Below are 19659 nucleotides of genomic sequence, written 5' to 3'. Positions count from 1 at the left end.
AGGCCCCCGCTCGAGGAGCGGGGGCCTTCCGCGTGCGCGGGAGCGGGTCAGCCGGAGCGGCGCGCCAGCTCGAGGTCGTTCTCGACCATACGGGCGACGATCTCCTCGAAGCCCACAGTGGGCGCCCAGCCGAGCACCTCGCGGGCCCGGGAGGCGTCCCCGCGCATCTCGGGGGCGTCCACGGGGCGGGCGAAGCGCGGGTCGATCGTGACCCGGTGCTCCCAGTCGTCGATGCCGGCCGCGGTGAACGCGGCGCGGACGAAGTCGCGGACCGAGTGCGCGACTCCGGTCGCCACGACGTAGTCGCCCGCCTCCTCGGCGCGTGAGGCGCGCACCAGGGCGTCCACGTAGTCGGGGGCCCAGCCCCAGTCGCGGCGCGCGTCGAGGTTGCCGAGAGAGAGCTCCGACTCGGCGCCCGTCGCGATCGCCGCGACTCCGGCGGTGATCTTGCGGGTGACGAAGCCGAGCGGCCGCCGCGGCGACTCGTGGTTGTAGAGGATGCCGGACGAGGCGTGCAGCCCCCGGCCGCGGTAGACCGCGACCAGGTGGTGCGCGAACGCCTTCGCGGCGCCATAGGGGGAGACGGGGCGGATCGGGGTCCGCTCGGTCTGCGGGTTCTCGGTCGCGGCCCCGAAGATCTCGGAGGAGGAGGCCTGGACGAAGCGGACCTCGCGGCCGGCCGAGTCCTGGAGCGCCAGCGAGGCCTCCAGGAGCGCGGCGACCGCGGTGCCGGTCACCTCGGCCGTGAGCACGGGCTCCTTCCACGAGAGCGCGACGGAGGAGAGGCCGGCGAGGTGGAAGACCGTGTCCGGCTGCGCCTCCGCGACGATGCGGCCGAGGCCGGAGGCGTCGCGGAGGTCGCCCTCGAAGGGCCGGACGGCGGCGGGCAGAGCGGCGTCGTCGGTCCCGCGCACGAGCGCGGAGACCTCCCAGCCGTCGGCGAGCAGGCGCTCGACGAGGTAGCCCCCGTCCTGACCGCTCGCTCCGGTGACGAGAGCGGCAGGCATGACTACTTGATCAGCGCGGACTGCTCGGCGAGGTCGTTCTCGACCATCATCGCCACGAGCTCGGGGAACGAGACCTTCGGCTCCCAGCCGAGGACGTCGCGCGCCTTCGCCGGGTCGCCGATCAGGAGGTCCACCTCGGCGGGACGCATGAACGCGGGGTTCTGGGTCACGTACGGGGTCCAGTCCTCGATGCCGACGTGGTTGAAGGCGATGTCGAGGTACTCGCGGATCTCGTGGGTCTCGCCGGTCGCGACCACGTAGTCGTCGCCCTCGGGCTGCTGCAGCATGCGCCACATCGCGTCGACGTAGTCGCCGGCGAAGCCCCAGTCGCGCTTCGCATCGAGGTTGCCGAGCTCCAGCGTCTCCTGGAGGCCGAGCTTGATGCGGGCGACCGCGAGGCTGATCTTGCGGGTGACGAACTCCGGGCCGCGGCGGGGCGACTCGTGGTTGAAGAGGATGCCGGAGGAGGCGTGCATGCCGTACGACTCGCGGTAGTTGATGGTCATGTAGTGGCCGAAGACCTTGGCCACACCGTAGGGCGAGCGCGGCCAGAGCAGCGTCTCCTCACTCTGCGGGACCTGCTGGACCTTGCCGAACATCTCGGAGGAGGAGGCCTGGTAGAACTTCACGCGCGACATGTCGGAGCCGGCGTAGAGGCGGGTCGCCTCGAGGATGTTGAGCACGCCCTTGCCGGTCACGTCGGTGGTGAGCGACGCGTTCTCCCACGAGTAGGCCACGAACGAGATCGCGCCGAGGTTGTAGACCTCGTCGGGCTGGGCGGCGGCGAGCACGCGAACGAGGCTCGAGACGTCGGTCAGGTCGCCGGTGAGCAGGGTCACCTCGGGGACGGTGCGGCGGACCAGCTCGTACTTGGGGTTGTTCTGCCCGCGGACGAGCCCGAAGACCTCGTAGCCCTTCGAGAGGAGGAGCTCGGCGAGGTAGAGGCCGTCCTGGCCGGTGATTCCGGTGATCAAAGCGCGGGGCACGTGGTGGTCCAATTCGTCGGGGTCGATGACAGCGGGTCACATACTACCCACGGGCCCGGCCGGCCGCCGGGCGCGGCGCGGTCCGCGGGTATCCTGGCCGGGCTTCGGACCGATTGGACGCCATGCCGGAACTCCGCCCCGTCACGCTCGCCGTGCTCACCGTCGACCCGGGCGGGATGGGCGGCGGCGAGACCTACGCGCGCGCCCTCACGCGCCTGCTGGTGCCGCGGCCGGGGGAGGAGGGGCCCGCCGTGCAGGTGCTCGTGCCCGAGAACGCGCGCGGCTTCAGCGAGGGCGTGCCCGAGGTCGTGGCCGAGGGGGTCGTCAGCGGTGCGGGCCACCGCCGCCGGGCCGTCGGGATGCTCCAGGCGCTCCTGCGCACGCCGCGGCTGCGCCGGCGCGTCGGCCGGGACGCGGTGCTCTACTTCCCCTTCACGGTCCCGCTCCCGTGGCCGTCACGGCGGCAGGGGCACGTGCAGATGCTGTTCGACCTGCAGCACCGCGACCTCCCGCACCTCTTCCCCCGCGTCGAGCGCGTCTTCCGCCGCCTCGCCTACGAGGCGACCGCTCGCCGCGCCGACGCGGTCATCACCATCAGCGCCTTCACCAAGGGGCGGATCGTCGAGCTGCTGGGCATCCCGGAGGAGCGGATCCACGTGTCGCATCTCGGCGTGGACACCGGGCGCTTCGTCGCGAATCTGGGGACACGGGAGGACTTCGTCTTCTACCCGGCGCGCGCCTGGCCGCACAAGAACCACGCCCGCCTGTTCGAGGCGGTGCGCCTGCTGCGGGCGGAGGGGCACTCCCTCCGGCTCGTGCTGACGGGAGGGGATCTGGACCGTCTCGGCCCGCTGCCGGACTTCGTCGAGTGGCGCGGCCACGTCACTCCGGAGGAGCTCGCCGACCTCTACCGCCGGGCCGCGGTGCTCGCGTTCCCGAGCCTCTACGAGGGCTTCGGCCTCCCGCCGATCGAGGCGATGGCGTCGGGCTGCCCGGTCGCCGCCTCCGACGCGGGCTCGCTCCCGGAGATCTGCGGGGACGCCGCGGTCTACGTCGATCCGCTCGAGCCGCGCTCGATCGCGGACGGGATCCTGGAGGCGATCGAGCGGACCGGCGAGCTCGGCCCGCTCGGCGTCGAGCGCGCCCGGTCCTTCAGCTGGGAGCGCTGCCGGGAGGAGCACCTCGCCGTGCTCCGCCGGGTGGCGCGGCGGCGCGGGCGCTGAGGAGGCCGGTCAGTCCCGCGGGTGCAGGAGCCGGCGCCAGCTCAGCCCCTGCGCCGCGCGCATCGCGCAGAGCACCACGAGCAGCCAGCCGGCGTCGAGCAGGATCGAGCTCTCGGCCAGCGCGGTGACCATCAGCACCGTCAGCACCAGCACCGGCCAGACGTGCACGACCGCCTTGCGCTCGGAGGCGATCAGCCAGGAGCGCCAGAGCGCGAGGCCGATCAGCACGACGAACAGGACCACTCCGACCGCCCCGACCTGCAGGGCGACGTCGAAGAGCGCGTTGAGGCTCGACGAGTGCGGGCGGCCCGAGAGGTAGTCGATGGCGGTGAAGGGGTAGAGGTCGGGTCGCCAGTAGCCCACCCAGCCCCAGCCGACGATCGGCGCGAGGTCCGTGAAGCGCCAGACCTGCTGCCAGAGCCGCAGCCGGAACTCGAACTCGCTGCCCGCGTTCAGGAGCTCGATCACCCGGTAGCGCAGGAGCCACACGGTGAGGGCGGCCGCTGCGGCGACTCCGAGCACCGCGAACTGCCGCCGCCGGCGCCGGGTGCCGTCGCCGTGGCGCACCCAGCGCAGGGCGAGCGCGACGACGACGGCCACGGCGAGCACGCCCGCGCTCACGGCGGACCGCGTGAAGAGGAGGGTGACCGCGGCGAGGGCGATCGAGGCGACGGCCGGCCAGCGGGCGACGGAGCGGGTCATCAGCTCCACCGAGAACGTGACGATCGCCAGCAGGCAGACCAGCCCGAGCTGGTTGCGCGTTCCGACCAGTCCCTGGATCGGCCCGCCGACCGCGAGCAGGCCCTCCACGCCGAGGAAGCGCAGCGGCTGGTCGATCAGCACCCCCGAGAGCACCTCCACGGCGAGCGAGGCGATCAGCACGACCCGCAGCACGTCGCCCACCGAGCGGATGATCTGGATGATGTCGCGCGTGAGGCCGATCGCGATCGCCAGGAACGCCAGGGCGAACTGGTAGACCACGCTCGAGACCGTGGCCCAGGTGTAGTCGCTCCACAGCACGCTGAGCGCGATCCAGCCGAGGAACACCAGGATGCTCGTGGGCAGCAGGCCCTCCCAGTCGAGCAGGCCGCGCCGCAGGACGAGCATGAGCGCCGCGAGGGCGGTGAGCGTGGCGACGGCGGCGATGTAGCCGGGCCAGCCGATGAGCCCCCGGACCGCCGGGGCGCAGAGGACGGTGACGAGGGTGGTCTGGGCGAGGGCCGCCGCGAACTGCGGGGACGCCGTCGCGTCGGCGACGGAGGCGGGGAGCGAGGGGCGGCGGGGCCTCATCGCCTCGGGGAGGCGTCGGCCAGGGGGAGCGGGGTCGCGGCGAGGACCTCGGGCGTGTCGGTCGCCGGCCGCTTGGTCTGCACCGCGAAGAGGACGAGGAGCAGCCAGCCTCCCTCGATCAGGATCCGGCTCTCGAACAGCGACTGCGCGAGGAGGGCGACGACGATCAGCAGAGGAGCGAGGCTGACGGCCGTGTAGGGGAGGGTCGAGGTCGCGTCGCGCCGCGGGCGGTCGACGGCGCGGAACCAGGAGCGCCACAGGGTCGAGACGGCGAGCGCCGCGAAGAGGACGAGGCCGACCGCTCCGAGCTGCAGGGCGACGTCGAGCCAGGCGTCGTGCGCCTGCAGGTAGAGCACGCCCTTGCGCTCGGCGAGGGTGTCGAACGGGGCGACCCAGGGAGCCCAGTAGCTGACCCAGCCCCAGCCGAGGACCGGGCGCTGCAGCGTGAGCGCGATCACCGAGTCCCAGATGTCGAGGCGGCCCGTGGCGTCCTCGCTCTTGCCGAGCAGGCCGAGGAGGGCGCCCCGGCCCGCGGCGCCTCCGGCGACGGCCGCCACCGTCAGACCCGCGGCGGTCAGGTAGACGGGGCGGCGGCGGGACTCGCCCCTCCGGCGCGCCCAGAGCGCGAACGCGGCCGCGAGGACGACGGCGACGAGGCAGAGCAGGACGGTCGCCGAGCGGGTGAGCAGGAGGGTCGCGACGAACAGGGCGACCCAGACCGCTCCCCAGCGCCGCCGGACCGAGCGCGCGGCCAGCTCGATCACGACCACGATCAGGCCGAGCAGGGCGAGGAAGCCCAGGAGGTTGCGGTTGCCGACGATCCCCTGGACGGGCTCGCCGGTGAGGAGGGCCGCCTGCGACCAGTAGAAGGCGTCGGGCGTCGGTCCGTCGGCGGGAGGCTCGACGCCGAACGGCAGGACGGGCTGCCGCACCGCGACAGCGATCACGAGCTCGAAGAGGAGCGACAGGCCGACGGAGAGGCGCAGCGCCCGTCCGAGAGCCGTGAGCAGCTCCCGGCTGGTCAGCGTGACGGCGAGGACGACGCCGCCGAGCGTCGTCGCGAGCTGCGCCGTGACGCCGATCGCGCTCGCTCCCGGATACGCGGACCACACCAGCGAGAGCACCGCGAGCCCGAGGAAGAGGACCAGCGACTTCGGTGTGCGGGCCCAGCGCAGGCGGGGGCGGGCGCGGACGAGCACGGCGACCGAGGCGCCCAGGAGCACGGCGACGACGAGGCCCCAGCCCCACCATCCGGCGAGGTTCCGCAGCGACTGACCGGCCAGCAGCACGGCCAGCACCGCCACCGCGAGCGCTCGGGGAGCGGCGGGAGCGGCGCGTCGGATCATGGCGACCAGTCTAGGGAGCGGGGGCGGCACGGCGGCGTGCCGGGCGCGCCGCCGCTCGCTCCCCGGCCGGGCCGCCCCCTCGGGGGAGACGGCCCGGCCGGGGAGGCTCAGACGAACGCGGCGGTGCCGGTGATCGAGCGGCCGACGATCAGCGTGTTCATCTCGCGGGTGCCCTCGTAGGAGTAGAGGGCCTCCGCGTCGGCGAAGAAGCGGGCGACGCCGTAGTCGAGGACGATGCCGTTGCCGCCCATCACCTCGCGGCACCAGGCGACGGTCTCGCGCATCCGGGCCGTCGCGTAGGCCTTCGCGAGGGCGGAGTGCTCGTCGCGCTGCTCGCCGGCGTCGAGCATCTCGGACACCCGGGTCGCCAGGGCGATGCTGGCCGTGATGTTGCCGATGCTCTTGACCAGGAGGTCCTGCACCAGCTGGTGCCCGACGAGCGGCTTGCCGAACTGCACGCGCTCCTTCGCGTAGCGCAGCGCCGCGTCGTAGGCGCCGATCGCGACGCCGATGGCCTGCCAGGCGACCTCGGCGCGCGTGAGCCGGAGCACCTTCGCGGTGTCGCGGAACGAGTTCGCGCCCTGCAGGCGCAGCGACTCCGGGACGCGGACGCCCTCGAGCACGATGTCGGCGTTCTGCACGGTGCGCAGGCTCTGCTTGCGCGCGATGGCGGTGGCGCGGTAGCCGGGCGTCGAGGTGGGGACGAGGAAGCCCTTCACCTGGCCGTCCTCCGCGTCCTTCGCCCAGATCACGGTCACGTCGCTGAAGGTCGCGTTGCCGATCCAGCGCTTCTCGCCGTCGAGGATCCAGTCGTCGCCGTCCCGGCGGGCGGTGGTGCGCAGGCCCTGGGCGGAGTCGGAGCCGGAGTGCGGCTCGGTGAGGCCGAAGGCGCCGACGACCTCGCCCGAGGCGAGCTTCGGCAGCCACTCGGCGCGCTGCTCCTCGGAGCCGGCGACGCCGACCGTGCCCATCACCAGCCCGTTCTGCACGCCGACGTAGGTCGCGATGCCCGCGTCCACCCGGCCCAGCTCGAGCGCCACCCACCCGCGGAACACGGCGGAGTTCTCGATCGCGCGGGTCTCGGGCCAGGAGAGGCCGATGACGCCGGTGGCGTGGATCCCGGGGATCAGCTGCCGCGGGAACTCCGCGCGCTCCCAGTACTCGTCGGCGATCGGCCGCACCTGCTCCTCGAGGAACGCGCGGACGCCGACCAGCAGCTCCTTCTCGGCGGGCGTGAGCGCCGCCTCGAACCCGTAGAAGTCGGCCCCCAGGGTCTCGAAGGTCGTGCCGTCCATGCTCTGTGCTCCCTCGCTCGTCGGATGCGGCACGGCGACCGCTCCGACGGCGGCAGTGCTGCGCCTCCCAGCGTACGAAGCGCGCCTGCGAGTGCCGCGTCCTCTGGCGGAGAGCACCAACAGGCGGGCCCTCCTCCCGGGCCCGCGTTGTGGATCCTGCTAGCGTCGCAGCGGAGCGGCCCCGGCGCGTCCGGCTGAGCGGCTCGGACCCACCCCTCGGACGGAAGGCCAGCGCTCCCGTGTTCATCCCGATCGGCAACACCCCCCGCGACTACGCCTGGGGCTCGCTCACCGGCATCTCGGAGGCCCTCGGCACTGCGCCCTCCGGCGCCCCCGAGGCCGAGCTCTGGCTCGGTGCGCACCCGGGATCGCCCGCTCGCATCCTCGACCCCGCCTCCGTCGGCGCCGGCACGCTCGCCGAGTGGATCGCCGAGCACCCCGAGGCGGCGCTCGCCGGGGTGGAGGGGTCGGTCGATCCGGTCTCGGGCGCTCCCCGTCTGCCGTTCCTGCTCAAGATCCTCGCGGCGGGCGGGCCGCTGTCGCTCCAGGCCCACCCCTCCTCCGAGCGGGCCCGGCGCCGGTTCGTCGAGGAGGAGGAGGCCGGCATCCCGCGGGACGCCGCCGACCGCAACTACAAGGACCCGTTCCACAAGCCCGAGCTGATCTACGCGCTCAGCGAGAGCTTCGACGCGCTCTGCGGCTTCCGCGAGCCGGCGGACGCCCGGGCGCTGCTCGCCGAGCTGGCCGGACGCGCCCCGGCGGAGGAGGCGGCCGTGATCGCGCGGTTCGCCCGGACCCTCGAGGGCGAGCCCGCGGAGGTCCTCCGCGGCGCCGTCTCCTGGCTGCTCGCCGACGGCGACCGCGCCGAGGTCGCGGCGCTGGTGTCCGCGGTCGTCGCGGCCTCCGCGGGCGACGACCGGCTCGAGACGACCACGGTCCGCGACCTGGCCGAGAGCTACCCGGGCGACCCCGGCATCGTGCTCTCGCTCCTGCTCAACCGCGTCCGCCTCGCCCGCGGCGAGGTGCTCTACCTGCCCGCCGGCAACATCCACGCGTACCTCGCGGGCACGGGGGTGGAGCTGATGGCCGCCTCCGACAACGTGCTGCGCGGGGGGCTCACGCCCAAGCACATCGACGTCCCCGAGCTGGTGAGCGTGCTCGAGTTCTCGCCGCTGCCCGTGCCCTACCTCCCGGCCGAGCAGGCCGGACCGGGCGTGCGCGTCTACCGCCCGGACGTCCCGGACTTCGTGCTCGCGGTCGTGCAGCCCGAGTCGGAGGAGCCGGCCCGCGTCGCCCTGCACGGACCCGCCATCGCGATCGCGACCGAGGGCACGTTCTCGCTCGAGGGCGCCGAGGGCTCGGTCCGCGTCGAGCGCGGCGGCAGCGTGTTCGTGACCCCGTCGGAGGGCGCACTCGCCGTCACCGGACGGGGCACTCTCTTCGTCGCGACGGTCTGACCCCGGACGCTCCCGCGACCGCGGCGCCGGCCGCTCAGGCGGCGAACGTGCGGCGGTAGGCCGCGGGCGTGGTCGACAGGATGCGCGTGAAGTGGTGGCGCATCACCGCGGCCGTGCCGAAGCCGACCTGCGCGGCGACCGCCTCGAGGGTCAGCTCCGTCTCCTCCAGCAGCACCTGGGCCCGGAGGAGGCGCTGGCGGGTGAGCCAGGCGAGCGGAGTCGTGCCGAGGTCGGCGCGGAAGCGGCGCGCGAAGGTGCGGGGGGCCATCAGGGCGCGACGGGCGAGCGCCTCGATCGAGAGGTCCTCGTCGAGGTGCTCCAGCATCCACTCGGTGACCTCGGCCAGCGAGTCCGCGCGCGCCTCGGGAACGGGGGTCCGCAGGTACTGCGCCTGCCCGCCGTGGCGCTGCGGGGGCACGACCATCCGCCGGGCGACGACGCTCGCCGCCGTCGCGCCCAGCTCCTCGCGCACCACATGCAGCGCCGCGTCGATCCCGGCCGCGGTGCCCGCACTCGTCACGATGCGCCCCTCCTGCACGTAGAGGACCTCCGGGTCCACCGTGACGGAGGGGAAGCGCCGGGCGAGCTCTGCGGCGTGCATCCAGTGGGTGGTCGCGCGCCGGCCGTCGAGCAGGCCCGCCTGCGCCAGCGTGAAGGCCCCGCTGCAGACGCTGAGGATCCACGCGCCGCGCTCGTGGGCCTCGCGGAGGAGGTCGAGCACCCGCTCGTCGGCGGGCCCGCGTCCGTGGGCGGGGACGGCGATCAGGTCCGCGTCCCGGGCCGTGTCGAGACCATCGGCGATCAGCAGGTCGAACCCGAGGCTCGTCCGGACGGGGCCCGGATCGGGAGTGGCGATCCGGAAGTCGAGGGCGGGACCTCCGTCGGCGCCGCGATCGATCCCGAACACCTCGCAGACGACCCCGAACTCGAACGGCGCGAGGCCGGGCAGGGCGAGGAGGGCGACGGAGCGGAGCACGGCGGCAGGATATCGCGCCCCGTCGCGATCCGGCCGATCCGTCCCGTCGATCCCCGCCGCTAGGGTGTCTTCCGGCGCGCGCAGTCGCGGGCCCGCACCGAGGAGGATCCACATGGCATGGCTGGTCACCGGGGGAGCCGGGTACATCGGGGCGCACGTGGTGCGCGCGTTCTCGGAGCAGGGCATCGACCCCGTCGTCCTCGACGACCTCTCGTCGGGGCACGCGTCGTTCGTGCCCGAGGGCGTCCCGTTCCATCAGGGCTCGATCCTCGACGGGGCCCTGCTCGACCGCGTGCTCGCCGAGCACGACATCGAGGGCGTCGTCCACGTCGCCGGGTTCAAGTACGCCGGCGTCTCGGTGCAGCGCCCCCTGCACACCTACGAGCAGAACGTCACCGGCACCCTGCGCGTGCTGGAGGCGATGGAGCGCGCCGGGGTCTCCTCGATCGTCTTCTCCTCGAGCGCTGCCGTCTACGGCGCGGTCGACGTCGAGATCGTCACCGAGGACACCCCCAAGAGTCCGGAGTCGCCCTACGGCGAGTCGAAGCTGATCGGCGAGTGGCTGCTCGCGGACGCGGGGCGCGCGCACGGCGTCCGGCACGCCTCCCTGCGCTACTTCAACGTCGTCGGGTCCGGCTACCCGGACGTCTACGACACGAGTCCCCACAATCTCTTCCCCCTCGTCTTCGAGGCGCTGCTGGAGGGCCGCACGCCGAGGATCAACGGCGACGACTACCCGACGCCGGACGGCACCTGCGTCCGCGACTACATCCACGTCGCCGACCTGGCGCTCGCGCACGTCGCCGCGGCGCGCCGCCTGGCCGCCGGGGAGCCGATCGACCCGGTCTACAACCTGGGCAGCGGATCCGGGGCCTCCGTCGGCGAGATCATGCGCGCGATCGCCGACAGCACCGGCATCGCCTTCACGCCCGAGGTCGTCCCGCGGCGGCCGGGCGATCCGCCCCGCATCGTCGCCTCCGGCGAGACGGCCGCCCGCGACCTGGGCTGGGAGATGCGGCACACCGTCGCCGAGATGGTGGAGAGCGCCTGGCGCGCACGGAGCGCCGCGACCGCCTGACCGGATCTCACGTTCGCGACACGCCGGTGTGTCGTGAACCCTCCACGGCGGGTTGAGGGTTTATGGTCCGCGACTTGACCTGAGCGAATGACACCGCTGTAATTACCTAGGCAGCGGCTCCGGGAGGAGCGGCCGCCGATCATCGGTTCGCAGGCGGGGTAGGAGACGGCATGACGCTTCCGGAACAGCACTCCGGAGTCCCCGAGGACTGGTTCGTCGATCCGGTCCGCCTGGGCGTGCCCGGGGTCCGACCCGGAATCGACACCGCGACCGAGGCGCCGGGGGGTGCGCTCTCCTGGCAGGTCGACTCGCTCTGCGCGCAGACCGACCCCGAGGCCTTCTTCCCCGAGAAGGGCGGCTCGACCCGCGACGCCAAGAAGATCTGCACGTCGTGCGAGGTCCGGGCGCAGTGCCTCGAGTACGCGCTCGAGAACGACGAGCGCTTCGGCATCTGGGGCGGCCTGTCCGAGCGCGAGCGCCGGAAGCTGCGCCGCCGGGCGTAGTCACCTCCTCGCCGTGACCCGTTCGACGGGGCGGCGAGCCGCAGGCGGGCGGCGCGGCGGCATCGCTTAGGGTGGTCCGCGATGTATCCACGAGTCACCGCCGTCCTCGTCGCGCGCAACGGCGCGGCCTATCTGGAACGAACCCTCGCGGCCCTGCGGGCGCAGACCCGTCAGCCCGACGCGACGGTGTTCGTCGACGGCGGCTCGAAGGACTCGACCGACGAGCTCCTCGCGTCCTGGGGCCCGACGCAGCTCGTGCAGGTCGCCGAGCACCTCCCCTTCGGCCAGGCCGTGGCGCGCGCGGTCCGCGTGATGCAGCCGCCGGCCGGAGAGGACGAGTGGCTGTGGCTGCTCGCGCAGGACTCCGCCCCCGAGCCCGGAGCCCTCGCGGCGCTGCTGGGAGCTGTCGAGGTCGCCCCCTCCGTCGCGGTCGCCGGCCCCAAGATCATGGACTGGACGCGCTCGGGCTACATCCGCAGCTACGGCGAGTCGATCACCAAGCACGGCACGACCGTCCACCTCGTCGAGGACGAGCTCGACCAGGGCCAGCACGACTCCACGCCCGACGTCCTGGCCGTCGCCGCCGGCGGCATGCTCGTGCGCCACTCCCTCTGGGAGGAGCTCGGCGGCTTCGACCCCGGCCTGCCGGTCGTCGACGACGCCCTCGACTTCTCGATCCGCACCCGGCTCGCCGGGCACCGGGTCAGCCGTGTGCCGGACGCCCGCGTCACCACCGCCCGCATCGGGCTGCAGCGCCCCGACGGCCGCCGCATCGACGGCGGGGAGCGGCGCCGCACGCGCCAGCACCGCACCGCGCAGCTGCACCGCCGGCTCGCCTACGCGCCCGTCGCGCTCCTCCTCCTGCACTGGCTCTCGCTCGTCCCCCTGGCGATCGGCCGCGCGGTCGTGCGCCTGCTGCGCAAGCAGCCGGGGCTGGTCGGAGGAGAGCTGCTCGCAGCCCTCGTCGTCGCCTTCGGGGGGACGAAGGTGCTCCGGGCCCGCACGGTGCTGCGCTCGTCGAAGAACGTGGGGTGGAAGGCCGTCGCGCCGCTGCGCATCCCGCTGGACGTGGTGCGGCAGCTGCGCTCGGTGCGCCACGACGCGGTGCGCGTGCAGGCCGGGCGGGACCGCCATCCTCTGCACTTCTTCCAGGGCGGGGGAGTGTGGGTCGTCCTCGTCGCGGCGCTCGCCGGCCTGGTGATCTACACGCCGCTCCTCGCCGCTCCCGCGCTCAGCGGCGGCGGTCTGCTGACGCTCTCGCCGACGGCCGGCGAGCTGTGGCGCAACGCGGCCTACGGCTGGCGCGATCTCGGATCCGGGTTCATCGGCGCGGCGGACCCGTTCGCCGCCGTCCTCGCGGTGCTCGGCTCGCTGACGTTCTGGTCGCCCAGCTACTCGATGGTGCTGCTCTACCTCGTCGCACTCCCCGCTGCCGCCCTCGGCGCCTGGCTGATGATCGCGCGGCTCACCCCGCGCGCGACCGCCCGCGCCGCCGGAGCCCTCGTCTACGTCCTCGCCCCGGCCTTCTTCGCCGCGCAGGCCGACGGACGCCCCGCCCCCCTGCTGGTGCACGTGCTGCTGCCCTGGCTCTTCTTCGCCGGGTTCGGCGCGTACCGCTCGTGGTCCGCCTCCGCGAGCGCCTCGATCCTGGCCGCGGCCGTCGTGGCGTGCGCGCCGGTGCTGGCCGTGCCGCTCCTGGTGATCTGGCTCGTCGTCGTCGCGACCTCGGGGCGGCGGATCGGCCGTTTCCTCGGCCTGCCGATCCCTGCGGCGGTCCTGCTCTTCCCGCTGGTGGTCGCCCGCGCACCGCGAGGCGACTGGCTCGGAGTCCTCGCCGATCCGGGCGTCCCGCTGCCCTCCGCGCAGTCGGACTTCGTCGCGCTGCTCGCCGGCTTCCCGGCCGGTCCGCCCGACGGATGGCTCGCGTTCCTCGGCGGCCTGGGGATCGGTGCCTCCGCGGCCCCGCTGGTCACGGCCGTGCTCGTCGTGCCGCTGATCGTCGCGGCGCTGGCCGCCCTCCTCCTCCCGAACAACCTCTCGGCCCTCGGCGGAGTCGGCGTCGCGGCGGCCGGTCTGGTGACCGCCTCGCTCGCCCAGGGCGTACAGGTCGCGACCACCGGCTCCGAAGCGGTCTCCGTCTGGAGCGGCACCGGTCTCAGCCTCTACTGGCTCGGCCTGGTGATCGGCGCGTCGCTCTCGCTCGCCGCCGTGCGCTCGGTGCGCGTGGTGCCGGCGCTCGTCGTCACGGCCGCCGCAGCAGCACTGGTCGGTCCGCTCGCTGTGGCCTTCCCGACCGGTGCCGGCACCTCCGTGTCGACCACGTCGGACCGCTCGCTTCCCGCCTATGTGGCGGCCGAGGCCCAGAACGACCCGCGGGTGGGCACGATCGTGCTCGTTCCACAGGCGGACGGCGGCGTCCTCGCCCGCCTGGAGCGAGGGGCGGGCGCGACCCTCGACCAGCAGTCGACCCTCGCGAACACCGGCGCCGAGAGCACGGACGCGATCGACGAGCTGGCGGGCAACCTCGTCTCGCGGACGGGCTACGACGTCCCCGCAGCGCTCGAGAGCCTCGGCGTGCGCTTCGTCGTGCTGACCGAGCCGGCCGGCACCCAGGTCGGTGACGCGGCCGCCGCCGTGCGTGCGCGGGCGGCCGTCTCCCTCGACGGCAACGCGGCCTTCTCGGCCGTCGGCGACACCCGCTACGGGCTCCTCTGGACGGCCGTCGACACGGAGGGGACCCGCACCGAGGCCGCTCCGTCCGGCGTGGTCGGACCCTTCGGGATCGCCTACACGATCGCCCTCCTCCTCGTCTTCGTCGTCGCGCTCCTGCTGGCGGTGCCCACCGGGCTCTCCCTCGAGCGGGGCCGCTCCAGCGGCGCGGTCGCCGGGATCGACGACGAGCCGGGCGAGGCCACCGGCCAGTTCGACGACGGGAACGACGATGTCTGACCCCGCCGACCAGGAGAAGCAGATGCCCGAGTCCTCCGCCCGCCGCTCCCGCGCGGAGCGCCGCGCCGACCGCGCCGCGGCCTCGGCGCCCGATCGCGCCCCGTCGGCCGCCCGTCGGCGCCGGACGGCCCTGCGCGGTGCCGTGGGCGCGGCCGGAGTCGTGATCGCCGCGGCCGCCGTGGTCGTGCCCCAGCTCCTCCCGTCCCCCCTGGTCTCGAGCGCCGCGGAGGGCGTCGTCGTGACGCCCGTCGCGGCCGACAGCTCGCTGGTCTGCGGCGGCGATCTGATCGACGCCGGAGAGCCGGAGCAGCTGCGCGCCCTCGACGGCGCGGCGACCACGGTCCGGCCCGAGGGCTCCACCTCCGACCCCACGGTCCTCGACGAGGACGACGTCGCCGCACCGGGCACCGGCATCACCGGTCTGAGCGTGCCCGCGGGCTCCGACCCCGCCCCGGGCGGAGCCACCGTCCAGGCCATCGGGACGGACACCCTCTCCGGACTGTCGGCCCGCGCCTGCGCCGAGCCCTCGGCCGACAGCTGGCTCGTGGCCGGCTCGACCGACGTCGGGCGCACCTCGGTGCTGATCCTGGCGAACCCGAGCGAGGTCGCCTCCACCGTCGACCTCACGCTCTTCTCCGAGACCGGCACCGTCCAGGCCACCGGCGCCACGGGCGTCGTCGTTCCGGCCGGAGCGGTCCGGGCGCTCCCGCTCGCGGGGCTCGCTCCCGGAGTCGTCCAGCCCGTCGTGCACGTGACCGCCCGGGGCGGCGAGGTCGCCGCGAGCCTGCAGAGCAGCGCCATCTCCGGCCTCACCCCTGAAGGCGTCGAGACCACCGGACCCTCCGCCGGCCCGGACACGCTCGCCGTGATCGCCGGCTTCACCGTCACGTCGCCTCCGGCCGAGACCGCGAGCGACGACGGCAGCGGCGGCGCGGGCAGCCCCGTGCTGCGCATCCTCACCCCCGGCGACGCCGACAGCACGGTCTCGGTCGAGGTGACCAACGAGGACCCGAGCGGGTCCGGCGCCTCCACCCAGGTCGTCGTCCCGGCCGGTCTCGTCGGCGAGGTCCCGCTCACGGGCCTGGCGGACGGCTCCTACCGCATCGTCCTGCGGGCCGACCAGCCGATCGTCGCGGCGGGGCGGACGACCTCGACCGGCTCGGCCGGGACGGACTTCGCCTGGTTCGCCTCCGGCACCGCGACCACGACGCCGTTCGGCGTCGCCGGCACGGGCGAGGGCGACGCGCGACTGCACCTGGTCAACGGCAGCGACTCGACCGCCTCGGTCGAGATCGCGTCGCCGGGCGGCACCCGCACGCTCGAGCTGGGTCCGTTCGCGGCTCTCGCGACCCCGCTGGACGGTGACGGCGCGGTCGTCAGCAGCACCCAGCCGGTGCAGGCCTCGGTCTCGATCGCGCGGGACGGGCGGATCGCCTCGTACCCGATCGTGCCGCCGGGACCGCTCTCCTCGCCGATCACCGTCTACTCGCACTGAGACGCGGGGCGGCGGCACCCCAGTGGTGGCGGCGCCGCGAAGGTGCCGGCGCCTCAGGGGTGCCGGTAGCGGTCCGGGGAGATGTCCCACGGGTCGCGGCCGAGCAGCTCCGCGACGGCGCGGAACACGTAGCTCTCGATCAGCATGCGCTGGTGCCACTCGTCGCGGCGGTGCAGCTTCGCCAGGCGCTCGATCGGCACGCGGTAGAGCGTGATGCGGCGCGCGGCGTGGTCGACGCGCCACCGGGCGATGCCCGTGCCCTGCAACCGGTCGGGATCGACGTCGGGAGTCGCCGCGACGTCGACCCGGATGCCGGCGAGCTCCTCCGGCCAGGTGCCGCGGAGGTAGTCGAAGGCCGAGCCGATCGTCGCCTCGAAGAAGTCGGAGCGGGTCTGCAGCAGCGGGAGGTGCGGACCGGTGATCGGCCCTCGTGCGCCGCGGCCGTGCCGGTCCCGGGAGCCTCCGCGCGACCCGCTCGTCGGGCGAGCGGCGGAACGACGAGCACGGGGCATGGCTCCAGCCTATTGCTACTGTGGGCGGCGATGACCGGACGGCACTGCTCGCGGACGGGCTGCCGCGCGCAGGCCGTCGTCACGCTGACCTACGACTACCGCGACTCGCTGGTGGCGGTCGGGCCGCTGAGTCCTGCGCCGGATCCGCACGGCTACGACCTCTGCGCCGAGCACGACCGGCGGCTCCTCGTCCCGCGCGGCTGGGAGACCGTCCGCTACGGCGCGGGGCCCGCCTAGGCCGCTGCCGCGCGCCTCAGGGGCGTTCGGGGAAGCCGCGCGGTGTGCTCGAGAGCACCGGGGCCAGCCGCTCGAGGCGCTGGTCGGACAGGAGCAGAGCGCGCTCCTCCCGTGCCCGGCGGAGGGCGGCCACGGCGAGGAGGAAGTCCTCCGCGGGCGCGGCGGGCAGCGGGGAGACGTGGACGGCGGTCTCGTCGGCCAGTGCGGCGGCGAGCTGCGAGCGCGAGGGCTCCGTCATGCCGTGGCGCTGGCGGAGGAACTGCGCCAGTCGGCGCGCCAGGGCGTCGGGGAGGCGCGCGGTGTCCGCCGTGACGGCCCAGCCCCGCAGCGGCTCCGGGATCTCGACGACCAGCGGCTCCGCGCGGGGGACGCGCTCGAGCTGGCTGTGCGTGCCCGCGAGGACGTCGCCGAGCCGGCGCGACCGGCGCGAGAGGAGGCCGACGACGGCGGCGAGCCCGCCGAAGGTCATCAGGATCTCGAGGACGCCGGTGAGGCCGCGGACGAGGGCGTGCCGGAAGCCGATGGAGCCGCCGTCGTCGCGGACGACGCGAGCACCGACGGTCAGCTTCCCGAGCGAGCGGCCGCGACTGGCCGTCTCGACGGTGACGGGCACGATCACCACGGCGATGACGAGGGCAGCGATCGCCACGGCGGCCGAGGCGGCGGGGTCGAGGCCGCCGTCCCCGGAGAGGGAGGAGACCAGCAGGAACAGGCCCAGCGCGAGCAGGAGCTCCGCGATCAGGTCGATGATCGCGCCGACCGCGCGGAGCACGAAGGAAGTGACGGGCACCTCGAGCGCGATCGCCTCGCCGGTGACCAGGTCGGCGTCGTCGAACTCGGTCCGCTGCTCCTCCACGGTGCTCCTCCCGGATGCTCGGCCTCGCGGCGTGCCTGGCTATCCTGTCAGGAGATGGACATCGACGCTCTCTCGGCCGCACGCGCTGCGCAGTGGACCCGCCTCGACGAGCTCTCGCGCAGGCGCCGCCTGACCGGAGCCGAGGCGGACGAGCTGATCGAGCGCTACCAGGCGGCCTCGGCGGACCTCGCCGCGATCTCCTCCACCGCCGGATCGACGGCCGTCGGGACGCGGCTGGCCGTCTCGCTCTCACGGGCCAGGGGACGCCTGACCGGAACGCGCGACGAGCCGCTCGCCGCGGTCTCCCGCTTCGTCGTCCTCTCGCTCCCCGCCGCTCTGCACCGGCTGCGCTGGCTGACGCTCGCCGTCGCCCTCGCGACCGCTCTGGTGGCGACGCTCTACGCGCTCTGGATCCTCGGCGACCCGCGCCTGCTCGCCGCGCTGGGCGACGACGAGGAGCTGCGGCGCTTCGCCCGGGGCGACTTCATCGACTACTACTCCGAGAACCCCGCCGCCTCGTTCGCCGGGCAGGTGTGGACCAACAACGCCTGGATCGCGGCGCAGTGCGTGGCCTTCGGGATCGTCGGCGTCTACGTGCCGTACATCCTGCTGCAGAACGCGCAGAACCTCGGCACGTCGATCGCGGTGATGTTCCACGTGGGGGAGGGCGACACGTTCTTCCTCTACATCGCGCCGCACGGCCAGCTCGAGCTGACGGCCGTGTTCGTCGCCGCAGCCGCGGGCCTGCGGATCTTCTGGGCCTGGATCGCTCCCGGCGCGCGCACCCGCGGCCAGGCGCTCGCCGAGGACGCGCGGAGCCTGTTCACGGTGGCGATCGGCCTGGTCTTCGTGCTGCTCGTCTCGGGCGTGATCGAGGGGTTCGTCACTCCGGCGCCCTGGCCCTGGTGGCTCAAGATCGGGATCGGGGCGCTCGCCCTCGGCGCGTTCCTCTTCTACATGATCGTCGTCGGCGGGCGCGCGGTGCGGGCGGGGGAGACGGGCGATCTCGACCGGTTCGAGGCCGGGTCGCGGAGCATCGCGGCCGGCTGAGCGGAGTCGGCTGAGCGCGGCCGGACGAGCGCGTTCGTCGGAGCGGGGTCGTCGCGGTGCGCTCGGGACCGACGACGGCCGCTCGCGCAGGTCAGAGCCGTCCGGCCGCCTTGAGCGCGAGGTAGCGGTCCGCGAGGGCCGGCGGGAGGGCGGAGGGGCTGCCGAGCACGACGTCCCCGCCGAGGCGGCGGACGGCGGCCGAGAGCCGGTCGACGTCCGCGAGCGAGCGCTCCGCGGCGGCGGCGGAGTAGACCGCGGCTCTGTCGCTCCGGTCCTCCGCCATCCGCTGCAGCTCGGGGTCGAGCGCGCAGGCGACCACGACCGTGTGCACGCGGGTGAGCTGCGGGAGCACCGCGAGGAGCCCCTCCGCCGAGCCGACCGAGTCGAGCGCGGTGAGCAGCACTACCAGCGAGCGCTGCGAGGCCAGGGTGCGCACCTGCGCGGGGACCGCCGCCCAGTCGGTCTCGATGAGCTGGGGCTGCACGGGGGCGAGGGCGTCCACCACGCGGGTCAGCACCTCCGTGCCGGTGGCGCCGTGCACGCGGGCTCGCCGGGTGCGGTCGAACGCGAGCACGTCGACCCGGTCGCCGGCCGAGGCGGCGAGGGCCGCCAGGAGGAGCGAGGCCTCGATCGCCGTGTCCAGGCGCGGCTCGTCCTCGATCCGGGCGGCAGAGGTGCGGCCCGTGTCGAGCACGACGATCACTCGCCGGTCGCGCTCCGGGCGCCACGTGCGGACGACCGGCTCCCGGCGCCGGGCGGTCGCCCGCCAGTCGAGCGAGCGGACGTCGTCGCCGCGGACGTACTCGCGCAGGCTGTCGAACTCCGTCCCCTGGCCGCGGATCATCACGCTGGTCCGACCCTCGAGCTCGCGCAGCCGCGCCAGGCGCGAGGGCAGGTGGCGGCGGGAGCGGAAGGCGGGCAGCACCCGGACGACGGCCGGCGCGGCCCGCGTCGCCTGGCGGCCCGCCAGCCCGAGCGGCCCGCGGGAGCGGATGGTGACGTGGAGCGCCCGGCGCTCGCCGCGGCGGAGCGGCTCCAGGACCGTGGTCACCGCGCGGCGCTCGCCCGGCGGCAGGCGCAGGGACGACCGGGTCTCGAGGGCGCCGGCCGACGGCTCCCAGGCGTCGCGGAGGACCCCCGTGATCCTCCTGCGGCCGGTGCTCGTGACCAGGAGGGTCGCCTCGGTCCGCTCGCCGAGCCGCACCCGGTCCGGCACACGCCGCTCGAGCACGACGGCACGCGGCGAGCCCGCGACCGCGACGTCGATCCCGACGAGGGCCGCCCAGGCCAGGAGCCAGAGGCCGAGCACGGCGAAGGCGACCTCGGGGCGACCGCCCAACAGGACGACCGGCACCAGGCCGACGAGGAGGACGAGGACGCTGCGTCCGGTGAGGTGCAC

The 19659-nt window shown here is 74.5% G+C and carries 17 protein-coding genes; 8 read left to right on the top strand and 9 right to left on the bottom strand.

Annotated features, from left to right (window positions below; all coding sequences use genetic code 11):
• Positions 1-47: 47 nt before the first annotated feature.
• Positions 48-1007 (bottom strand): GDP-mannose 4,6-dehydratase, encoded by a 960-nt coding sequence (locus C5D08_RS00390; protein ID WP_104275318.1) that lies wholly within the window; start codon positions 1005-1007, stop codon positions 48-50.
• Positions 1008-1009: 2 nt separating this feature from the next.
• Positions 1010-1993, bottom strand: coding sequence for a GDP-mannose 4,6-dehydratase (locus C5D08_RS00385; protein ID WP_104275317.1), 984 nt, complete (start codon positions 1991-1993; stop codon positions 1010-1012).
• A gap of 122 nt (positions 1994-2115) precedes the next feature.
• Here C5D08_RS00385 and C5D08_RS00380 point away from each other — a divergent pair, with 122 nt between their 5' ends.
• Complete coding sequence (locus C5D08_RS00380; RefSeq protein ID WP_104275316.1) at positions 2116-3216, top strand: glycosyltransferase family 1 protein; 1101 nt, start codon at positions 2116-2118, stop codon at positions 3214-3216.
• Positions 3217-3225: 9 nt separating this feature from the next.
• Here C5D08_RS00380 and C5D08_RS00375 read toward each other — a convergent pair whose 3' ends face one another.
• The 3 genes from C5D08_RS00375 to C5D08_RS00365 all read right to left on the bottom strand — a co-directional run bounded on the left by C5D08_RS00375 (position 3226) and on the right by C5D08_RS00365 (position 7147).
• Positions 3226-4506, bottom strand: coding sequence for an O-antigen ligase (locus C5D08_RS00375; protein ID WP_104275315.1), 1281 nt, complete (start codon positions 4504-4506; stop codon positions 3226-3228).
• On the bottom strand, positions 4503-5852 hold the full coding sequence (locus C5D08_RS00370) for an O-antigen ligase (RefSeq protein ID WP_104275314.1): 1350 nt from the start codon (positions 5850-5852) through the stop codon (positions 4503-4505). Before C5D08_RS00370 ends, C5D08_RS00375 begins: the two co-directional genes overlap by 4 nt.
• 107 nt (positions 5853-5959) lie before the next feature.
• The gene (locus tag C5D08_RS00365; RefSeq protein ID WP_104275313.1) at positions 5960-7147 is read right to left on the bottom strand and encodes an acyl-CoA dehydrogenase family protein; all 1188 of its coding nucleotides are present in this window, start codon (positions 7145-7147) and stop codon (positions 5960-5962) included.
• Positions 7148-7386: 239 nt separating this feature from the next.
• On the opposite strand from C5D08_RS00365, the gene manA reads away from it, so the two are divergent.
• Positions 7387-8604, top strand: a complete 1218-nt coding sequence (gene manA / locus C5D08_RS00360; protein ID WP_104275312.1) for a mannose-6-phosphate isomerase, class I — start codon at positions 7387-7389, stop codon at positions 8602-8604.
• Between the two features lie 34 nt (positions 8605-8638).
• Here manA and C5D08_RS00355 read toward each other — a convergent pair whose 3' ends face one another.
• Positions 8639-9580, bottom strand: coding sequence for a GlxA family transcriptional regulator (locus C5D08_RS00355; RefSeq protein WP_104275311.1), 942 nt, complete (start codon positions 9578-9580; stop codon positions 8639-8641).
• Positions 9581-9692: 112 nt separating this feature from the next.
• On the opposite strand from C5D08_RS00355, the gene galE reads away from it, so the two are divergent.
• From galE to C5D08_RS00335, 4 genes are all read left to right on the top strand, one after another.
• Positions 9693-10658, top strand: coding sequence for a UDP-glucose 4-epimerase GalE (gene galE, locus C5D08_RS00350; protein WP_104275310.1), 966 nt, complete (start codon positions 9693-9695; stop codon positions 10656-10658).
• A gap of 170 nt (positions 10659-10828) precedes the next feature.
• Positions 10829-11161 carry a WhiB family transcriptional regulator gene (locus C5D08_RS00345; protein ID WP_104224145.1) on the top strand — a complete coding sequence of 111 codons (333 nt, stop codon included), beginning with the start codon at positions 10829-10831 and terminating at the stop codon, positions 11159-11161.
• An 81-nt stretch (positions 11162-11242) separates the two neighbouring features.
• The gene (locus C5D08_RS00340; RefSeq protein ID WP_104275309.1) at positions 11243-14110 is read left to right on the top strand and encodes a glycosyltransferase family 2 protein; all 2868 of its coding nucleotides are present in this window, start codon (positions 11243-11245) and stop codon (positions 14108-14110) included.
• Complete coding sequence (locus tag C5D08_RS00335; RefSeq protein ID WP_146086121.1) at positions 14103-15605, top strand: DUF5719 family protein; 1503 nt, start codon at positions 14103-14105, stop codon at positions 15603-15605. Before C5D08_RS00340 ends, C5D08_RS00335 begins: the two co-directional genes overlap by 8 nt.
• A gap of 53 nt (positions 15606-15658) precedes the next feature.
• Here C5D08_RS00335 and C5D08_RS00330 read toward each other — a convergent pair whose 3' ends face one another.
• The gene (locus C5D08_RS00330; protein ID WP_104224142.1) at positions 15659-16117 is read right to left on the bottom strand and encodes a metallopeptidase family protein; all 459 of its coding nucleotides are present in this window, start codon (positions 16115-16117) and stop codon (positions 15659-15661) included.
• Between the two features lie 30 nt (positions 16118-16147).
• On the opposite strand from C5D08_RS00330, the gene C5D08_RS00325 reads away from it, so the two are divergent.
• Positions 16148-16354: a DUF3499 family protein gene (locus C5D08_RS00325; RefSeq protein ID WP_104224141.1), complete on the top strand. Its 207-nt coding sequence runs from the start codon at positions 16148-16150 to the stop codon at positions 16352-16354.
• 16 nt (positions 16355-16370) lie between these two features.
• Here the strand turns inward: C5D08_RS00325 and C5D08_RS00320 are convergent, their stop codons facing one another.
• Positions 16371-17210 (bottom strand): RDD family protein, encoded by an 840-nt coding sequence (locus C5D08_RS00320; protein ID WP_104224140.1) that lies wholly within the window; start codon positions 17208-17210, stop codon positions 16371-16373.
• Between the two features lie 54 nt (positions 17211-17264).
• Here C5D08_RS00320 and C5D08_RS00315 point away from each other — a divergent pair, with 54 nt between their 5' ends.
• On the top strand, positions 17265-18260 hold the full coding sequence (locus C5D08_RS00315) for a stage II sporulation protein M (RefSeq protein ID WP_104275307.1): 996 nt from the start codon (positions 17265-17267) through the stop codon (positions 18258-18260).
• A 91-nt stretch (positions 18261-18351) separates the two neighbouring features.
• Here C5D08_RS00315 and C5D08_RS00310 read toward each other — a convergent pair whose 3' ends face one another.
• Positions 18352-19659 (bottom strand): DUF58 domain-containing protein, encoded by a 1308-nt coding sequence (locus C5D08_RS00310; protein WP_104275306.1) that lies wholly within the window; start codon positions 19657-19659, stop codon positions 18352-18354.

Origin of the sequence: Rathayibacter sp. AY1B6 (assembly GCF_002932755.1) — a bacterium.
Taxonomy (GTDB): Bacteria; Actinomycetota; Actinomycetes; order Actinomycetales; family Microbacteriaceae; genus Rathayibacter.
This window is presented reverse-complemented; position numbering and strand designations above follow the sequence as displayed.